Here is an 18614-nt window from a genome sequence, read left to right on the forward strand (position 1 = left end):
CTGACGGCACTGACCGCACTGACTGCCGTCAGGCGGTCGGCATTGGCATGGGGCAGTCGGGGTGGGGCGGTCGGCGGGTGAGTGTCCGCACCGCCCGTGCTCATGCCTCCCTGCGCCCCGTGCCCGCCAGGATCCAGCCCTCCACCGCCTCGTACTGGCGGCGCTGCTCCTCCGCCTTGCGGTGCCCCGAGACCACCGTGCCCAGCCAGCCGAAGGCGAAGCCCAGGGGGACGGTGACGATGCCCGTGGTGGTGAAGGGGAACCAGTTGAAGTCGGCCTCGGGGAAGGCGGAGACGGGCGAGCCCGAGACCAGGTTGGTGCCCGGCATGAGGATCAGGACGGACAGGGTGCCGCCGATGAGGGTGGCGAGGAGGCCCGTCCGGGTGTAGCGGCGCCAGAAGAGGCTGTAGACCAGGGCGGGGGCGAGCGCCGAGGCGCCGAGGCAGAAGGAGAGGGTGACCAGCGGCTGGAGGCTGCGGTGCTGGACCTGGGCGGCGAGCAGGATCGTCGGGACACCGACGGCCAGCGCGGACAGCCGGGCCAGGAGCATCTCGCGGCGCGCCGACATGTGCGGGTCACGTGCCGCGAAGACGTCGTGGGCGAGGGAGTTGGCGCAGGCGAGGATCATGCCGGCGACCGAGGCGAGCACGGTGAGGAAGATCGCCGTCGTGACCGTCGTGAAGAGAAGGGTCTCGGCCGTGGACACCTCGCTGCCGAAGGCGCCCCGGGAGCCCAGCAGGTAGGCGGTGTTGCCCTGCGGGTCCGCCTGTGCGATCACCGCGCGGCCGACGATCGCCGTCGCGCCGAAGCCGACGACCGTCATGATCAGCACGAACAGTGCGACGCCGGAGACCGCCCAGGACATCGACCGGCGCACCTGACGGGCGCTGGAGGCGGTGTACATGCGCATGGTGATGTGCGGCAGACAGGCGCCGCCCAGGACGACCGACAGCTGGGCGGTGATCATGTCGACGCGGGGGAAGGGGCCGCCGGCGAACTCCAGCCCCGAGTGCAGGAAGGCGTCGCCGACCCCGCTGCCCTCGGCCGCCGCGTCGAAGAGGGTGCCCGGGTTCCAGTCGAAGCGGTACAGGATGAGCACGGCGATGACCGTCCCGGAGCCGAGCAGCATCACGATCTTCAGCATCTGGATGAGGGCGGTGCCCTTCATGCCGCCGATCGCCGCGTAGCTGATCATCAGCACGCCCATGCAGACGACGCAGCCCGTCTTCACCGAGGCGCCGGAGAACCCCAGGATGAAGGCGAGCAGCTGACCGGTGCCGGCGAGCTGCACGAGCATCATCGGCAGCAGGGCGGCGAGTGTGACCGCGCACGCCGTGATGCGCACCGCCCGCCCCGGCATACGGCGGGCCAGCGCGTCGCCCATGGTGAACCGGCCCGCGTTGCGCAGCGGTTCGGCCAGCAGGAACATCATCAGCATCAGGGAGAGCGCCGTACTGAGGGCGAGGACGACACCGTCGTAGCCGCACAGCGCGATCACCCCGCCGGTGCCCAGGACGGTGGCCGCCGAGATGTAGTCCCCCGCGATGGCCAGGCCGTTGCGCAGCGGGGAGAGGGAGCGGTAGCCGGTGTAGAACTCGGCGAGGTCGTCGCGGTCGGGGCCGGTCATCACGCACAGCAGCAGCGTGATCGTGGCGATCGCGGTGAACGCGACGAGGGACATCGTCTGTGCGTCGTCGCTGAACTCCGTCATCGTCCGGCCTCCTTGGTACGTGTTCCGCGCGCGTCCCGCTTCGCGTCGATCTCGGAGAGTTTGCGGATGCGGTCCGCGAGCGGGTCCACATGGCGGCGGGCGGTCCGCTCGTACAGGACGATCGCCAGGCAGGTGACCGGGAGTTGCAGCAGGGCGAGCAGCAGGCCCGCGGGGAGGCCGGTGGCGACCCTGCCGGTCATCAGGGACGGCGCGAACGCCGACAGGACCAGGAAGACGACGAAGTAGCCGAGGGCGGTGAGTGTGGCGACCCGCCGCTGGCGGCGGTAGGCGCCGCGCAGGACCCGCAGGTCGCTGTGGCGCCCCAGCGGGGCGTGGTCGGCCGGCCGGCGCCGAGGTGGCTCGGGCGGCTGGGGTGGCGGCTGCCATGGGTAGGTCGGGCCGGGGTGTGACGGGTCGTGTGACATCCCGTGCTCCTTGCGTGGCTCGGGTCCGTGGCGGCGGACCGCAGGGAGTGGGGGGTGGTGCGAGGGACGCACGTTACTCGGGAGTACGGCGGCTGCGAAGGGTTTTCACCAAACTGAGTGGTCGGTATGCGCTTACTGCGCGAAATGCCGCCTGACCTGGGGTGTTACCCGCGTTAACCCCACACATGTGTGGCTCCGGTGGCCTTTGTGGCGATCATCTTCACAGAAGCGTGGTGGGGTCATCGGTCGGCCGCTCGGTCGGCCCGCCAGCCCGTCGGTCGGTCGCTCGGTCGGCCCGCCAGCGGTAGGTCGGTCCGTCAGCCCCGTCAGCCCCGTCAGCCCCGTCAGCCCCGTCAGCCCCGTCAGTCCCGTCAGTCCCGTCAGTCCGTCAGTACGGGGAACCGTCGTGGGGCCACGCACAGCAGCACCAGGAAGGCGAGTGCGGCCGCGCAGGCCGCGCCCAGGTAGACGGCGTGCACGGCGCTCGCGACGGCGTCGCGGACGGCCTCGGGTGCCGTTTCGGCGGCGAGGGCGCGGGTGACGGAGTCCAGATCGCCCGCGCCGCCCAGCCGGGCCGCCAGCACCCCGTTGGCGACCGCGCCGAACACCGACGCGCCGATCGTCTGCCCGGTCTGACGGCAGAACAGCACGGACGCGGTCGTGGTGCCGCGTTCCGACCAGCCCACCGTCGACTGCACGCCGACCAGGAGCGGGAGCTGGAAGAGGCCCAGCGCGGCGCCGAGCAACAGCATCAGCAGGGCCGGCTGCCAGGCCTGGCCGGGATACGGCAGGAGCGGGAACGCGAGCAGGATCAGCGTCGCCGCGCCGATGCCCAGCAGTGCCGTGTCACGGAAACCGATGCGCCGGTAGACGTGCTGGCTGAGGGCGGCGGACAGCGGCCAGCTCAGGGTCCAGACGGAGAGGACAAACCCGGCGGTCACCGGCCCCAGGCCCAGCACCGACTGGGCGTACGTCGGCAGGAACACCGTAGGGGCCACCATCAGCAGACCCAGCGCGCCGAGCGCGAGGTTGACCGCCGCGATCGTGCGCCGGCGCCACACCCAGCCCGGGATGATCGGCTCCGCCGCCCGGCGTTCGATGACGACGACGAGCCCGGCCAGCGCGAGCCCGGCGCCGAACAGGGCGAGTGACGGCCCCGACAGCCACGGCCACGCCACCCCGCCCTGCACCAGCGCGGTCAGCAGCACCCCGCCGCACGCGAACACCGCCAGCGCACCCGCCCAGTCGACACGCGCGCGTGCGCGTGCACGCGTGGCGCCACGCGTCGCGCGTAGCCGCGACCCGACACGCGCGCGTAAAGGTGTCTTCTGTGCGGGCGGCGACGACTGCCGCTGCGGCTCGTGCAGATGACGGACGATCAGCCACAACGCCACCGCCCCGATGGGCAGGTTGATGAGGAAGATCCAGCGCCAGTCCGCGTAGGCGGCGAGGAGCCCGCCCAGGCCGGGGCCCGCGATCGCCGAGACCGCCCACACCGTGGACAGCTTCGACTGGATCTTCGGCCGCTCCTTCAGCGGATACAGGTCGGCGGCGAGCGTCTGCACCGTGCCCTGCAACGCCCCGCCGCCCAGGCCCTGCACGATGCGGAACGCGATCAGCGCCCCCATGTTCCACGCCAGCGCGCACAGCAGCGAGCCGAGCAGGAAGAGGGCCGCCCCGGCGACCAGCACCGGCTTGCGGCCGAAGGTGTCGGACAGCTTGCCGTAGACCGGCAGGGTGACCGTCACGGCGAGCAGATAACCGGAGAACAGCCAGGAGAAGACCGAGAACCCGCCCAGGTCGCCGACGATCTGCGGGACGGCCGTGGAGACCACGGTGGAGTCGAGGGCGGCCAGTGCCATGGAGAGCATGAGGGCGGCGACGACCGCTCCCCGTCTGCCCGGTGCGGTCGGCCGCGCGGCCTCGCGTGTCGCCGGTTGGATGTCCCCCACCTGATGCCCCCGTATCTCCCGTGCCCCTTGCATCTAACTGCCGTGGGTCAGCTTCCCACTTGACCCTCGCGTCGCGGGAGGGTGGAGCCTGACTGGACCGGAGGGTGGAGACAACCCCGAAGGACCCTCCACCCCGCGGTGGACGGCCCCTAGGGGTACCTCCGTACTACGGCTCGGGGAGGGTTCGTACCGCCGGAGGAGGAGAGGGGCGGGGTCCCGTCCTTAACCTGGCTTTACGCCGCTGGGGGGCGGCCGGCACCACTTCCGGGGGGTGGGGTTAACCCCCCGGAAAGAGGGGCCCGAGCACCAGCGCGAGGGACCCCCTTCCGCCGACAGACTCTTCGACGTAGCGCCTCGCACCATCCCTTGCACATCCGATGCGCTGCTCATCGGCTTCTGACATACGACATAGGAGACTTACCGTGACTTCGGCTGTGACCATTCCCAGGCACGGGGGCACTGGAGGGCGTACGGCCGTAGCCGCGCGGGCGCGGCAGGTCGTCAAGGCGTACGGGTCCGGTGAGACCCGCGTCGTCGCCCTGGACCACGTCGACGTGGACATCGCCCGCGGGCAGTTCACCGCGATCATGGGCCCCTCGGGGTCCGGCAAGTCCACGCTGATGCACTGCCTCGCCGGTCTCGACACCGTCTCGTCCGGGCAGATCTACCTGGACGAGACCGAGATCACCGGGCTCAAGGACAAGAAGCTCACCAAGCTGCGCCGGGACCGGATCGGGTTCATCTTCCAGGCGTTCAACCTGCTGCCCACGCTCAACGCGATAGAGAACATCACGCTGCCGATGGACATCGCCGGCCGCAAGCCGGACAAGGCGTGGCTGAGTCAGGTCGTGGAGACCGTCGGGCTCGCCGACCGCCTCAGGCACCGGCCCACCCAGCTCTCCGGCGGTCAGCAGCAGCGCGTCGCCGTGGCGCGCGCCCTCGCCGCCCGCCCGGAGATCATCTTCGGGGACGAGCCGACCGGAAACCTCGACTCGCGCGCGGGCGCCGAGGTCCTGGGCTTCCTGCGCCGCTCGGTGGACGACCTGGGCCAGACCATCGTGATGGTCACGCACGACCCGGTGGCGGCCTCCTACGCGGACCGGGTGCTGTACCTCGCGGACGGCCGGATCGTCGACGAGATGTTCAAGCCGACCGCCGAGACCGTCCTGGACCGGATGAAGGACTTCGACGCGCGGGGGCGTACGTCATGACCGTCATGAAGACCTCGATGCGCAACTTCTACGCGCACAAGGGGCGCATGGCCCTGTCGGCCGTGGCGGTCCTGCTGTCGGTGGCGTTCGTCTGCGGGACGCTCGTCTTCACCGACACGATGAACACCACCTTCGACAAGCTCTTCGCCAGTACCTCATCCGATGTGACGGTGAGCGCCAAGGGCGCCTCGGACACCGGCGAGACGACGTCCGACAACGGGAAGCCGCCGGTCATGCCGGCCTCCGTGCTCGGTGCGGTCCGCAAGGCGGACGGGGTGAAGTCGGCGGAGGGGACCGTCTTCTCGACCTCCGCGACCGTCGTCGACGCCGACAAGGACAGCCTGTCGCCCACCAGCGGCGCGCCCACCATCGTCGGCAACTGGAACGGCAACGACGCCCGCACCATGGAGATCACCGAGGGTGCGGCGCCCAAGGGCTCCGACCAGGTGATGGTGGACGCGGACACCGCCGACAAGCACCATCTGAAGCTCGGCGACGAGATCGGCGTGATCACCGCGGTCGGCACGCACACCGCGAAGATCTCCGGCATCGCCGCCTTCCAGGTCACCAACCCCGGTGCGGCGATCTTCTACCTGGACACGAAGACCGCCCAGGAGGCCCTGGTCGGCGAGTCGAACGTCTACACGAACGTCAATGTGACGGCCGCGTCCGGCGTGAGCGACGCGCAGCTGAAGAAGAACGTGGCGGCCGAGATCGGCGGCGGCTACAAGGTGCAGACCGCCAAGGAGACCGCGGACGCCAACCGCGACAGCGTCGGGGGCTTCCTGGACGTGATGAAGTACGCGATGCTCGGCTTCGCCGGGATCGCCTTCCTCGTCGGCATCTTCCTGATCATCAACACCTTCTCCATGCTGGTCGCGCAGCGCACCCGTGAGATCGGCCTGATGCGGGCCATCGGCTCCAGCCGCAAGCAGGTCAACCGGTCTGTTCTCGCGGAGGCCCTGCTGCTGGGTGTGGTCGGCTCGCTCCTCGGCGTCGGCGCGGGCGTCGGCATCGCGGTCGGGCTGATGAAGCTCATGGGCATGACCGGCATGAACCTGTCCACGGACGATCTGACGGTCGCCTGGACGACCCCGGTGGTCGGCATGGTCCTCGGCATCGTCGTCACGGTGCTCGCGGCGTACCTCCCGGCCCGCCGGGCCGGCAAGGTCTCCCCGATGGCCGCGCTGCGCGACGCCGGCGCCCCCGCCGACGCCAAGGCGGGCGCCGTACGGGCCGTCATCGGCCTGCTCCTCACCGGCGCAGGCGGCCTGGGCCTCTACCTCGCCTCCGCCGCCGACAAGGCCGCCGAGGGCTCGCTCTGGCTGGGCCTGGGCGTGGTGCTGAGCCTGATCGGCTTCGTGGTGATCGGTCCGCTGCTGGCGGGCGCGGTGGTCCGGGTGCTGGGCGCGATCGTGCTGCGGGCCTTCGGCCCGGTCGGACGGATGGCGGAGCGCAACGCGCTGCGCAACCCGCGCCGCACCGGCGCCACGGGCGCGGCCCTGATGATCGGCCTCGCGCTCGTCGCCTGTCTGTCGGTGGTCGGCTCCTCCATGGTCGCCTCCGCCACGGAGGAGCTCGACAAGAGCGTCGGCACGGACTTCATCATCCAGAGCGACGGCGGTCAGCTGATGACCCCGCAGGCGGTGCAGGCCATCAAGTCGACGCCGGGCCTGGAGCGGGTCACCGAGTACAAGTGGACCGAGGCCGACTTCACCACGCCCGACGGCAAGACACTCGACAAGACGGCGATCACGGCGGCCGACCCGACCTACGCGACCGACCTGCGCGTCGAGACCGTCGCCGGCAACCTCGCCGACGCCTATCGGCCCGACTCGATGTCCGTCCACGAGAAGTTCGCCGAGGACCACAGGGTCACCCTGGGTTCCAAGATCGCGGTGGCCTTCAAGAACGGCTCCACGGCCCGGCTGACGGTCCGCGCGATCACCAGTAGTGACGCCGTCATCGACCAGGGCGCGATGTACACCTCCATCGACACCCTCAAGAAGTACGTCCCGGCCGACAAGCTGCCGCTCGACGACCTGGTCTTCGCCACGGCGAAGGACGGGCAGCAGGACGCCGCGTACACGTCCCTGAAGTCGGCGCTGCACGACTACCCGCAGTACACCGTCCGCGACCAGACCGACTACAAGCAGGAGCTCAAGGACCAGATCGGGCAGCTGCTCAACCTGATCTACGGCCTGCTCGCCCTCGCGATCATCGTCGCCGTCCTGGGTGTGGTGAACACCCTCGCGCTGTCGGTGGTGGAGCGCACGAGGGAGATCGGCCTGATGCGGGCGATCGGTCTCTCCCGCCGCCAGCTGCGCCGCATGATCCGCATGGAGTCGGTCGTCATCGCCCTCTTCGGCGCCCTCCTGGGCCTCGGTCTGGGCATGGGCTGGGGCGCCACCGCCCAGCAGCTCCTCGCCCTCCAGGGCCTGAACGTCCTCGAGATCCCGTGGCCGACGATCATCGGCGTGTTCATCGGCTCCGCCTTCGTGGGTCTGTTCGCCGCCCTGATCCCGGCGTTCCGCGCGGGCCGCATGAACGTCCTGAACGCGATCGCGACGGACTAGCCCCACCCGAACCAGCCCGGCACCGAGAAGAACGGGGGTCTTCTCGGTGCCGGGCTCCTTCGCGTCTTTCGGCCGGCCTGGGGGTGCCCCCTCCGGGGGAGCTCGGACGAGGCCGGTCGGCCGGAGGCGGGGGTCCGGGGGCGCGGCACCAGGGTCGGGAAGGGAAGGGGCGGCGGGGGCGAGGAACGTCGTGCACGGTCCCCACCGTCCCCATGGTTGTCCACAGCCCCCGGCGAACAACCCCGCCCCGACGTACGCTGGACACCCCCGGCCCGTGACACGCGTCGGGCCCTTCGCGTTGCCCACCCCGGACCCCGGTACGCCCGCCCCCGGACGCACCCCGGCCCCTCGGACGGAAAGCCCAGCCCTCCATGAGCCTGCACGGTCTGCTCGACGCCGTCGTCAAGGACACCGCCCTCGCGGAAGCGATCCCCGCGGCCGCCGACGGCAACCGCATGCACGTCGACCTGGTCGGCCCCCCGGCGGCCCGCCCCTTCGCCATCGCCGCCCTCGCCCGCGAGACCGGCCGTACGGTCCTCGCGGTGACGGCCACCGGGCGCGAGGCCGAGGACCTGGCCGCCGCCCTGCGCTCGCTGCTCCCACCGGACGGCGTGGTGGAGTACCCCTCCTGGGAGACGCTCCCGCACGAGCGCCTCAGCCCGCGCAGCGACACCGTCGGCCGTCGCCTCGCCATCCTGCGCCGACTGGCCCACCCGCGCCCCGACGACCCGGAGACCGGCCGGGTCTCGGTCGTCGTGGCGCCGGTCCGCTCGGTACTCCAGCCGCAGGTCAAGGGCCTCGGCGACCTGGAACCGGTGGCTCTGCGCACGGGCCAGACCGCCGACCTGAACGACATCGTCGAAGCCCTCGCCGCGGCCGCCTACGCGCGCGTGGAACTCGTCGAGAAGCGCGGCGAGTTCGCCGTACGGGGCGGCATCCTGGACGTGTTCCCGCCCACCGAGGAACACCCCCTGCGCGTCGAGTTCTGGGGCGACGACGTGGAGGAGATCCGCTACTTCAAGGTCGCCGACCAGCGCTCCCTGGAAGTCGCCGAACACGGCGTGTGGGCCCCGCCGTGCCGTGAACTCCTGTTGACGGAAGAGGTGCGCACGCGTGCGGGTGCCCTCGCCGAGGAGCACCCCGAGCTGGGCGAGCTGCTCGGCAGGATCGCCGAGGGCATCGCCGTCGAGGGCATGGAGTCCCTGGCCCCGGTGCTGGTCGACGACATGGAGCTGCTGATCGACGTCCTGCCCGAGGGCGCGATGGCCGTCGTCTGCGACCCGGAGCGGGTACGCACGCGTGCCACCGACCTCGTGGCGACGTCCCAGGAGTTCCTCCAGGCGTCCTGGGCGGCCACCGCCGGCGGCGGCGAGGCACCCATCGACGTCGGCGCGGCCTCCCTGTGGTCCATCGCGGACGTCCGTGACCACGCGCGCGAGCTGGACATGATGTGGTGGTCGGTGTCGCCGTTCGCGGCCGACGAGTCGTTCACAGATGCCGCTGACGCGGCGGGGTCCGCCGACACCCTCAAGCTCGGCATGCACGCCCCCGAGACCTACCGGGGCGACACCGCGAAGGCGCTGGCCGACACCAAGGGCTGGCTGGCCGACGGCTGGCGCGTCGCCTTCGTCACCGAGGCGCACGGCCCGGCGGCCCGCACGGTCGAGGTGCTCGGCGGCGAAGGCGTCGCGGCCCGCCTCGACGCGGACCTGACCGAGCTGAGCCCCTCCGTCGTACACGTCTCCTGCGGCTCGATCGACTACGGCTTCGTCGACCCGGCGCTCCGCCTCGCCGTGCTCACGGAGACCGACCTGACCGGCCAGAAGGCGGCCGGCAAGGACGGCGCGCGCATGCCCGCGCGCCGCAGGAAGACGATCGATCCGCTCACCCTGGAGGCGGGCGACTACATCGTCCACGAGCAGCACGGCGTGGGCCGCTACATCGAGATGGTGCAGCGCACGGTCCAGAGCGCCACCCGCGAGTACCTGGTCGTGGAGTACGCGCCCGCCAAGCGCGGCCAGCCCGGCGACCGTCTCTACATCCCGACCGACCAGCTGGAGCAGATCACCAAGTACGTCGGCGGCGAGGCGCCCACGCTGCACCGGCTCGGCGGCGCCGACTGGACGAAGACCAAGGCGCGCGCGAAGAAGGCGGTCAAGGAGATCGCCGCCGACCTCATCAAGCTGTACAGCGCGCGGATGGCGGCCCCCGGTCACGCCTTCGGCACGGACACCCCCTGGCAGCGGGAACTGGAGGACGCCTTCCCCTACGCGGAGACGCCCGACCAGCTCACGACCATCGCCGAGGTCAAGGACGACATGGAGAAGACGGTCCCGATGGACCGCCTGATCTGCGGTGACGTCGGCTACGGCAAGACGGAGATCGCCGTCCGGGCCGCCTTCAAGGCCGTCCAGGACGGCAAGCAGGTCGCCGTCCTGGTGCCCACCACCCTCCTGGTGCAGCAGCACTTCGGCACGTTCAGCGAGCGGTACGCGCAGTTCCCGGTGAACGTCAGGGCGCTCTCCCGCTTCCAGACGGACACGGAGGCGAAGGCCACCCTGGAGGGGCTGCACGAGGGCGCGGTGGACATTGTCATCGGCACCCACCGGCTGTTCTCCTCCGAGACGAAGTTCAAGGACCTCGGCCTGGTCATCGTCGACGAGGAACAGCGCTTCGGCGTCGAGCACAAGGAGCAGCTGAAGAAGCTGCGCGCGAACGTGGACGTCCTGACGATGTCGGCGACCCCGATCCCCAGGACGCTGGAGATGGCGGTGACGGGCATCCGCGAGATGTCGACGATCACCACGCCCCCGGAGGAGCGCCATCCGGTGCTCACCTTCGTCGGCCCCTACGAGCAGAAGCAGATCGGCGCCGCCATCCGTCGCGAACTGCTGCGTGAGGGGCAGGTGTTCTACATCCACAACCGGGTCGAGTCGATCGACCGCGCGGCGGCGAAACTGCGCGAGATCGTGCCCGAGGCGCGCATCGCCACCGCCCACGGCCAGATGTCGGAGACGGCGCTGGAGCAGGTGGTCGTCGACTTCTGGGAGAAGAAGTTCGATGTGCTCGTCTCGACGACGATCGTCGAGTCCGGCATCGACATCTCCAATGCGAACACGCTGATCGTGGAGCGTGGCGACACCTTCGGCCTGTCCCAGCTGCACCAGCTGCGCGGCCGGGTCGGACGAGGGCGCGAGCGCGGCTACGCCTACTTCCTCTACCCCCCGGAGAAGCCCCTCACGGAGACCGCCCACGAGCGTCTCGCCACGATCGCCCAGCACACCGAGATGGGCGCGGGCATGTACGTGGCGATGAAGGACCTGGAGATCCGGGGCGCCGGAAACCTGCTCGGCGGCGAACAGTCCGGTCACATCGCGGGGGTCGGCTTCGACCTGTACGTCCGCATGGTCGGCGAGGCCGTGGCGGACTACCGGCGCCAGCTGGAGTCCGGCGGGGTCGAGGAGGAGCCGCCGCTCGAGGTCAAGATCGAGCTGCCCGTCGACGCGCATGTCCCGCACGACTACGCGCCCGGCGAGCGGCTGCGCCTCCAGGCCTACCGGGCCATCGCCTCGGCCAACTCGGAGGAGGACGTCAAGGCGGTCCGCGAGGAACTCGTCGACCGCTACGGCAAGTTGCCGGAACCGGTGGAGAACCTGCTGCTGGTGGCGGGGCTGCGGATGCTGGCACGCGCGTGTGGCGTCGGCGAGATCGTGCTCCAGGGCGCCAACATCCGCTTCGCGCCGGTGGAGTTGCGCGAGTCCCAGGAGCTGCGCCTCAAGCGGCTCTACCCCGGGACCGTCCTCAAGCCGGCCGCGCACCAGATCCTGGTGCCCCGTCCGAAGACCGCGAAGGTCGGCGGCAAGCCGCTGGTCGGACGCGAACTGCTGGGCTGGGTGGGCGAGCTGCTGGCGACGGTGCTGGGGTCGTAGGGCGCGGCGGTGGTAGGGCGCGGTCGTCCTCAGGCCACCGGTCGGATCCGTCCGCCGGTGGCTTCGGCCAGTGCCGCCGCGAGCCGGTCGCGGACCGCGACCTGGGCCGCGATCCGCTCGTCCATGACCGCGAGACGCCGCAGCGCGACCGCCAGATTGCGGCCGCGCGGCGGTGACGCCGTCACGGCCCGGTCCAGGCAGGGGAGGAAGACGCGTGCGTCGTCCAAGGTGAGCCCCGCGTCCACCAGATGACGAATGTTGCGGACGCGGACCACGACGGCGGGGTCGTAGAGCCGGTAGCCGTTGGCGGCCCGCTCGGAGACGATGAGCCCCGCCTGTTCGTAGTGCCGCAGCGCCCGCGGCGAGACACCGGTCGCCCTGCCGACCTCACCGATGCGCAGCGCGCGCCCGGGCGGACGGGAGCGATCCTCGCCGGGGCGGAATCGGTCGTCGTCGTCCGGGCCGGTCTGCTGCATGCGCGCCAGTCTCATGCGACCACCGCTCCGCCGTCTACCGGGAGGATCACTCCCGTGATGAACGAGGCCCGAGGTGAGGCCAGTCGGGTGATCGCCCAGGCGACCTCCGCCGGCTGCCCGACCCGGCCGAGGGGGGTGTGCTCGAGCTGCCACGCCCGGATCGCGACACGCTGCTCGGGGGTGAGGCCGCTGTGGTCGGCGATCGGCGTCTCGATCGCGCCGGGCGCCACCGCGGCGACGCGGATCCCGAGCGGCGCGAGCTCGACCGCCCAGCTGCGCGTGAGCACTTCGAGGGCCGCCTTCCCGGCCGCGTACAGGGAGTTGCCGGGCCAGCCGCGCTGTCCGACGGCCGTCGTCACGTTCACGACGACGCCCCGGGTGTCCGTCAGGGCCGGCAGGGCGGCCTGGGTGAGCAGGACGGGGGCGATCAGGTTCGTCGCGAGCTGGGGCCCGACGGAGTCGCGGGTGTAGGTGCGCAGGGACGCGGCGTCGACGATCGCCGCGTTGTTGACCAGGACGTCGACCCGGCCGGCACCCCGTTCGAGTGCCGTACGGACGACCGTGGCCGGTCCGTCCTCGGCGGTGATGTCCACGGCGAGCGGGACGATCCGGTCCCGGTCGTGGGCGGCGGTCTCGGCGAGGGGTGCCGGGCGCCGGCCCACGGCGATCACGCACGCTCCCTGCGCGGCGAAGGCGTGGGCGGTGGCGCGGCCGATCCCGGTGCCCGCGCCGGTGACGACGACGGTACGGCTGCTGTGCTGCTGACTCGGGCTCATGGGGCGATGGTCGGACCCTGACGCCGGTGTCAAGGTCAAGCGCCCGCCCGGGCCCGCCGGGTTCAGGCCGAGGGGAACAGCACCATGGGCAGCGCGCGGAGTACCTCCTCGGGGTCCTCGTCGCCCAGGAGGCCGTCGAGGTTGCGGCCGAGCAGGAGGGTGGCGAAGCCGTGGGCCAGGGACCAGACGGCGATACGGGCCAGCCGGGCGTCCGTGCCGTCCCCGGCGGGTGCGGTGGTGGCGATGGCGTCGGTCAGGGCGGCGGCCGACAGGGCGCGGGCCGTGGTCAGCTCCAGGTCGTCGGCGCGCAGCAGCTCGGGCGAGAACATCACCTGGAAGTGCGCCGGGTGTTCGCGCGCGAACCGGACGTAGCGCACGCCCGCGTCCCGTAGATCCGCCGCCTCCGCCAGCGCGGTGGCCAGCAGCCCGTGCCCCTCCGCCGCGATCGCCGTCAGCAGACCCGTGCGGTCCCGGAAGTGGTGGGCCGGCGCCGCGTGCGAGACACCGGCGCGGCGGGCCAGGTCGCGCAGGCTCAGCCCGGTGGGGCCGTCGGTGGCGATGACGTCGAGGGCGGCGGCCAGGATGGCGCGCCGCAGGTCACCGTGGTGGTAGGGCCGGTCGCTCATGGACAGCAGCGTACGCGGAATCTAGGCATTGACAAGTTCGCGGGGTTCGGGCAATCTTGTCAGTGTCAAGTTGTGGCAATGTCCGAACGCGACGAGGGGGAGACGTCATGTCCGAGAATCACGAGCACCAGGCAACCGAACAGGCCGAGCGGGACGAGCGGTTCGGGCCGGGTGCGCGGGGCGAACAGGTCGCGCCGGCGCAGGCGCGCAGGCTCTGGCATCTGCTGGAGCCGCTGCACGCGGTGGTGTACTACGCGCCCGAGGTCTTCGAGGAGGCCGGCGCGCTCGGCTACCCGACCGAGGACCGCTGGGGGAGCTACTTCCCGTTCCGTGCCGCCCCGTTGGGCCCGGTGGGCGCCGAGGCGGTGGCCTCCGCCTTCTACAGTTTCCAGCCCGGCATGGTCCGCCGGTACGTCGAGGACGCCTGGAAGGTCGCCACCCCCGAAGCGGCCCTCGCGGCGCGCCGGAGAGGCATCGACCGGCTGTACCGCAAGCTGTTCGGCGACCTGGTGGACAGTCCCGAGCTGGCCGAGGCCGCCGCTCTCGCCCGCCGCGCCGCCGAGGCGGCGGTTACGGCAGGGCGCCCGCTCGCCGCGGCCAACGCCGCGCTGGAGTGGCCGACGGAGCCCCACCTCCAGCTCTGGCAGGCGGCGACGGTCCTGCGGGAGCACCGCGGCGACGGTCATCTCGCCGCCCTGCTTCTCGCCGGCCTCGACCCGGCCGAGGCGCTGGTGTCCTTCGCCGCGATAGGCGCCGCGTCCGTCGAGCGCTTCGAAAGCCGCGGCTGGACCCGCGAGGAATGGGCGGCGGCGAGTGAGCGGCTGACGGCCAGGGGCCTGCTCGAGGCGGACGGTACGGCGACGGAAGCGGGCCGTGACCTGCGGCGCCGTGTCGAGGAGGACACCGACCGGCTGGCACTCGGCCCCTGGCGGGCGCTCGGCCCGCACTTCACGGAACGCCTGGCCGCACTGCTCGGCGATTACTGGGTCGCGGTGCTGGGGTCCGGACTGCTGCCTTCGGAGTCGACGCTCGGCATCGGCAGGGTGTGAGCGTCGCCGCCGCTCCGCCCCGGGGGTAGGGCGAAGCCGCCCGCAGCGGGCTTGCTCTGCGCGGACGGCCTCGTGTGCCGGGTGATGTCGGTGGCTCGGCCCCATGAGTCTTCGGGCCGGGCTGCGGCCGGGCGTTGCGGCCGGGTTCGGGTCGAGACTGCGGGCTAGGGCTGGTCGGGCCGTTCCTCGTCCATGCCGAGCCGCTCGTGCAGCTTCTGCTGCCCGGAGTCGACCTGGGACTCGTACTTGGTGCCCGTCTTCTCGTTCGCCTTCTGCTCCGCGGTGTCGGACATGTTCCTGGCCTTGTCCTGTGCCGCCTTGTTGCTCTTGAACCTGTCGAGGATGCCCATCCAGAGCTCCCTTCCGGAGGTGACTCTCCACCGACGATATTCCCGACAAGTACCAGATGCCCACTTGAGTCGGTGGTGGTCTGGACCGCCCGACTGCCCCCGAGTGCTTCCTCGCTAACGTGTGTGCCAGTCCCCGCCAGGGGAAAGCGCCCTGTGCGGGGTGGCATCGGGCAGGCAAGGGGAGGGGCGCGTGAAGCGTCTGAGGGGTGGGGCGGCGATCGCCGCCGTGCTGATGTGTGCCGTTTCGGTGGCCGGATGCAAGGAGCAGGTCTCCGGCTCGGACTCCGGTTCCGGCGCGGGTGCGGGTTCCGGTGGTGCGGGAGCGACGGCGGGCGGTGGAGCGGGGAGCGGCGGAGCGGCTCTCGCGGCGGCCGAGTCGCTGGCCGTGAAGGGGCGGGCACCCAAGACCGGCTACGACCGGGAGAAGTTCGGCTCCGCCTGGGCGGACACGGACTCCAACTCCTGCGACACCCGTGACGACATCCTCAAGCGCGACCTGGAGCAGGTGAAGTTCACCGGCGGCGCGTGCAAGGTGTCCTACGGCGTGCTGGAGTCGGACCCGTACTCCGGGAAGGACGTGACGTACCGGCGTGGCAGCAGCAAGGTCGACATCGACCACGTGGTCGCCCTGTCCGACGCCTGGCAGAAGGGCGCCAAGTACTGGGACGCCGGCAAGCGCATCGCTCTCGCCAACGACCCGCTCAACCTCCTGGCCGTCGACGCGAGCACCAACCGTTCCAAGGGCGACGGTGACACGGCGACCTGGCTGCCGCCCAACAAGGCCTACCGGTGCACGTACGTAGCGGCGCAGGTCGCCGTGAAGAAGAAGTACGAACTGTGGGTCACCGCGGCGGAGAAGTCCGCGATGGAGAAGGTCCTGGAGACCTGCCCCGCCCAGAAACTCCCCACCGGGGGCAACCCCACGAAGGCGCCGGAGCGTTTCCACGCCGGGTGAGCCGGGGTCGGCAGAGCGGCGGCGGCCCCAGGGCGGCCCCGCGGTGGCCTCTCGGAGGCCGCTGAAGTCCCCGGAGAGCCTGAGGCCGCCGAGGCCGCCGAAATCCAGTCCCGTCCGCTCGGCTCCTCGCCTACCGTGACCGTATGGAATGGAAGGTGTCCAGCCTCGCCGACCGCCCCGACATGCTCGGTCCGGTCCAGGACATGCCCGACACCTGGCCGGAGTTCGCGACCCAGGACCCGGTGGGCAACGCGCACTACGGCCGGATCCCCGTCGAGTTCCCGGAGTACGTGCTGTTCGCGCAGGACGAGCGGGGGCAGGTCGTCGCCCATGCCTACAGCGTGCCGTTCGCCCTGCACGCCGACGGCCGGGGCGGGCTGCCCGCCCGGGGCTGGGACCAGGTGCTCGTCTGGGCCTTCGCCGATCAGCGGAGCGGGGCGCGGCCCGACACGGTGAGCGCGATCTCGATCGTCATCGCCCCGCACGCGCAGGGCCTCGGCCTGTCCGGGCGGATGCTCGCGGCGATGCGGGACAGTGCCCGGGCGAAGGGCTTCACCGAGGTCGTGGCCCCGGTCCGGCCGAACGCCAAGCACCTCGAGCCGCGCACTGCGATCGAGGAGTACGCGCACCGGGTGCGGGAGGACGGGCTGCCGTACGACCCGTGGCTGCGGGTGCACGCCCGGGCGGGCGCGAGCATCGAGCGGGTCGCGCCGGCGTCGATGACGGTGGCGGGCTCGCTGGCCGAGTGGCGTCGCTGGACCGGGCTGCCCTTCGACACGCAGGGCGACGTCGAGGTGCCCGGCGCGCTGGTCCCCGTGCGGTGTGAGCCGGAGCGGGACTACGCGGTGTACGTCGAGCCCAACGTGTGGATGCGGCACCCGCTTTGAGGTGGTGCCGCACCCGAGGAGGCCCCCGGCGCGCGGCGGCTACCGCCCGTACGGATACCCCTGCTGATACGGCTGGCCCTGAGGGGCCATGGCCGCTCCGTACGCAGGCTGGGCGGCCGGGATCTTCTTGTCGAACACCGCGGACAGCAGCAGCACCGTCGCCGTCAGCAGGGTCACCAGTATGGCGATGCCGAAGAGGGCGTCCCCGTCGCCGTCGGGCGTGATCACCGCCCACGGCAGGATCGCGCACTCGTAGAGCGCGAAGGAGCCGAAGGCCACCCAGTCCGAGGAGAGGCCCCGGCGGGTCGCCACGTACAGGAAGGGCACCCACACCAGGAAGCCCAGCGAGCCCCAGACCAGGGCCACCCAGGCAAGCCGCTGGAACCAGCCGGCCGTCAGCTGTCTCTCCGCGCCCGCCCCGGTCGGCATCGTCGGCATCGTCATGTCGCCCCCCAAGTCACCAGGGGCCAAGGGTAGGACACGGACAGGCCGCCGCAGGGCATCGCTTCTTTACTGTGACATGAGTGAATCTTGTGCCTATGGGGGCCCTGCGTTTCCCGACCGGTGACAGGCCGCGGGTTACCGTGCGTTCCGTTCAGGTGCTGGACGTCGAGCCGAGGCCGTATCGTCGCACCGAATCAGGGGACTTCAGCAGGAACACGACCGTACGCGGCGACAGCGCCGTACGCGGAAGACGAACGATGGGGTGGGGATGGCCGAGCACCGGCAGTCCAGAAAGCGCAGATACATCACGTGGGGTGTGGCCGGCGCGGCCGTCCTCGCGGGGGCCGGGATAGCGGCGCAGACCTCGATGGCGGCCACCACCTGGCCCGCCCAGAAGACGTACACCGGCCGTGCCTTCGACGCCTGCACCGCGCCCTCGCTGGCCGCGATGAAGGCCTGGAAGACCGACGGCTACTACGGGGGCGCCGCGGTCTACGTCGGCGGCAAGAACCGCGGCTGCGCGCAGCCCAACCTGACCGCCTCCTGGGTGAAGTCGGTCAACACGGCCGGCTGGAAGCTGATCCCGATCTACGTGGGCGCCCAGCCGTCCTGCCAGACCGGCTCCAGCCCCGAGAAGCTCACCGCCGCCACGGCGGCCTCCCTCGGCGCGACCGACGGCGCGGACGCGGTCGCCAAGGCCTCGGCGCTCGGTATGAAGGCCGGCAGCCCGGTCTACCTCGACATGGAGCCCTACGACATCACCGACAAGGCGTGCAACGACGCCGTGCTGACGTATGTGCGCTCCTTCACCAAGACGCTGCGCGCCAAGACGTACCGGGCCGGCTACTACGGCTTCAGCAGTTCCAGCGCCAAGGCCGTCGCCACCGCGACGAACAAGACGGACCTGCCGGGCAACCTCTGGTACGCCCTGTGGGACAAGAAGGACACCACGATCACCGACTGGCCGTGGGGTGCCACCCAGTACACCGGCCACAGCCGTGGCCACCAGTACATGGTGAACAGCAAGGAGACCCGCGGCGGCTACACGATCACCGTGGACCGCGACGCGTGGGACGCCCCGGTCGCCATCGTCGGCTGAACCGGATCGTCCTCGTGAGGGGTGCCCCGCGCGCGGGGGGCTGAGCCCTCGCACCGAAGAGCGGGCGACGAGCGGGCGCGGCGGTGCCCGAAGTCCTGGTGAATCGTTGGTCGAATGGGTTGGCCCCAGCCGTCCCACTGCCTAACAT

The 18614-nt window shown here is 71.4% G+C and carries 15 protein-coding genes; 7 read left to right on the forward strand and 8 right to left on the reverse strand.

The genetic code is table 11. The annotated features are described in order from the left end of the window. Positions 1–100: 100 nt before the first annotated feature. From OG933_RS25695 to OG933_RS25705, 3 genes are all read right to left on the reverse strand, one after another. Positions 101–1711: a cation acetate symporter gene (locus OG933_RS25695; RefSeq protein WP_405629092.1), complete on the reverse strand. Its 1611-nt coding sequence runs from the start codon at positions 1709–1711 to the stop codon at positions 101–103. Continuing rightward, positions 1708–2136 (reverse strand): DUF485 domain-containing protein, encoded by a 429-nt coding sequence (locus tag OG933_RS25700; protein WP_362523749.1) that lies wholly within the window; start codon positions 2134–2136, stop codon positions 1708–1710. The genes OG933_RS25695 and OG933_RS25700 overlap by 4 nt, the downstream gene beginning before the upstream one ends. Positions 2137–2516: 380 nt before the next feature. Next, positions 2517–4088 (reverse strand): MFS transporter, encoded by a 1572-nt coding sequence (locus tag OG933_RS25705; RefSeq protein WP_405629094.1) that lies wholly within the window; start codon positions 4086–4088, stop codon positions 2517–2519. 422 nt (positions 4089–4510) lie between these two features. Here OG933_RS25705 and OG933_RS25710 point away from each other — a divergent pair, with 422 nt between their 5' ends. The 3 genes from OG933_RS25710 to mfd all read left to right on the forward strand — a co-directional run bounded on the left by OG933_RS25710 (position 4511) and on the right by mfd (position 11804). Further along, complete coding sequence (locus OG933_RS25710; protein WP_142264694.1) at positions 4511–5299, forward strand: ABC transporter ATP-binding protein; 789 nt, start codon at positions 4511–4513, stop codon at positions 5297–5299. After that, the gene (locus OG933_RS25715; RefSeq protein ID WP_405629095.1) at positions 5296–7875 is read left to right on the forward strand and encodes an ABC transporter permease; all 2580 of its coding nucleotides are present in this window, start codon (positions 5296–5298) and stop codon (positions 7873–7875) included. Before OG933_RS25710 ends, OG933_RS25715 begins: the two co-directional genes overlap by 4 nt. Positions 7876–8246: 371 nt before the next feature. After that, positions 8247–11804 (forward strand): transcription-repair coupling factor, encoded by a 3558-nt coding sequence (gene mfd, locus OG933_RS25720; protein ID WP_362523755.1) that lies wholly within the window; start codon positions 8247–8249, stop codon positions 11802–11804. Positions 11805–11833: 29 nt separating this feature from the next. Here the strand turns inward: mfd and OG933_RS25725 are convergent, their stop codons facing one another. The 3 genes from OG933_RS25725 to OG933_RS25735 all read right to left on the reverse strand — a co-directional run bounded on the left by OG933_RS25725 (position 11834) and on the right by OG933_RS25735 (position 13682). Next, positions 11834–12205: a MerR family transcriptional regulator gene (locus tag OG933_RS25725; protein WP_405633509.1), complete on the reverse strand. Its 372-nt coding sequence runs from the start codon at positions 12203–12205 to the stop codon at positions 11834–11836. An 86-nt stretch (positions 12206–12291) separates the two neighbouring features. Next, positions 12292–13056 carry an SDR family NAD(P)-dependent oxidoreductase gene (locus tag OG933_RS25730; RefSeq protein ID WP_405629096.1) on the reverse strand — a complete coding sequence of 255 codons (765 nt, stop codon included), beginning with the start codon at positions 13054–13056 and terminating at the stop codon, positions 12292–12294. A 62-nt stretch (positions 13057–13118) separates the two neighbouring features. After that, complete coding sequence (locus OG933_RS25735; RefSeq protein WP_362523759.1) at positions 13119–13682, reverse strand: TetR/AcrR family transcriptional regulator; 564 nt, start codon at positions 13680–13682, stop codon at positions 13119–13121. A 107-nt stretch (positions 13683–13789) separates the two neighbouring features. Here OG933_RS25735 and OG933_RS25740 point away from each other — a divergent pair, with 107 nt between their 5' ends. Next, positions 13790–14731, forward strand: a complete 942-nt coding sequence (locus OG933_RS25740) for an SCO6745 family protein (RefSeq protein ID WP_405629097.1) — start codon at positions 13790–13792, stop codon at positions 14729–14731. 164 nt (positions 14732–14895) lie between these two features. Here OG933_RS25740 and OG933_RS25745 read toward each other — a convergent pair whose 3' ends face one another. Then, positions 14896–15081 carry an antitoxin gene (locus tag OG933_RS25745; protein WP_362523763.1) on the reverse strand — a complete coding sequence of 62 codons (186 nt, stop codon included), beginning with the start codon at positions 15079–15081 and terminating at the stop codon, positions 14896–14898. A gap of 190 nt (positions 15082–15271) precedes the next feature. Between OG933_RS25745 and OG933_RS25750 the strand changes: the two genes are divergently transcribed. Together OG933_RS25750 and OG933_RS25755 are read left to right on the forward strand one after the other, a co-directional pair. Further along, the gene (locus OG933_RS25750; RefSeq protein ID WP_405629098.1) at positions 15272–16036 is read left to right on the forward strand and encodes an HNH endonuclease family protein; all 765 of its coding nucleotides are present in this window, start codon (positions 15272–15274) and stop codon (positions 16034–16036) included. A gap of 143 nt (positions 16037–16179) precedes the next feature. Then, positions 16180–16923, forward strand: coding sequence for an N-acetyltransferase (locus OG933_RS25755; protein ID WP_393823253.1), 744 nt, complete (start codon positions 16180–16182; stop codon positions 16921–16923). A 39-nt stretch (positions 16924–16962) separates the two neighbouring features. Here OG933_RS25755 and OG933_RS25760 read toward each other — a convergent pair whose 3' ends face one another. After that, positions 16963–17367 (reverse strand): hypothetical protein, encoded by a 405-nt coding sequence (locus tag OG933_RS25760; RefSeq protein WP_054244154.1) that lies wholly within the window; start codon positions 17365–17367, stop codon positions 16963–16965. 268 nt (positions 17368–17635) lie between these two features. On the opposite strand from OG933_RS25760, the gene OG933_RS25765 reads away from it, so the two are divergent. Beyond that, the gene (locus tag OG933_RS25765) at positions 17636–18466 is read left to right on the forward strand and encodes a glycoside hydrolase domain-containing protein (protein WP_405629100.1); all 831 of its coding nucleotides are present in this window, start codon (positions 17636–17638) and stop codon (positions 18464–18466) included. The last annotated feature ends 148 nt before the right edge of the window (positions 18467–18614 follow it).

The sequence above is a fragment of the Streptomyces sp. NBC_00016 genome (assembly GCF_045040885.1).
Lineage (GTDB): Bacteria > Actinomycetota > Actinomycetes > Streptomycetales > Streptomycetaceae > Streptomyces > Streptomyces coriariae.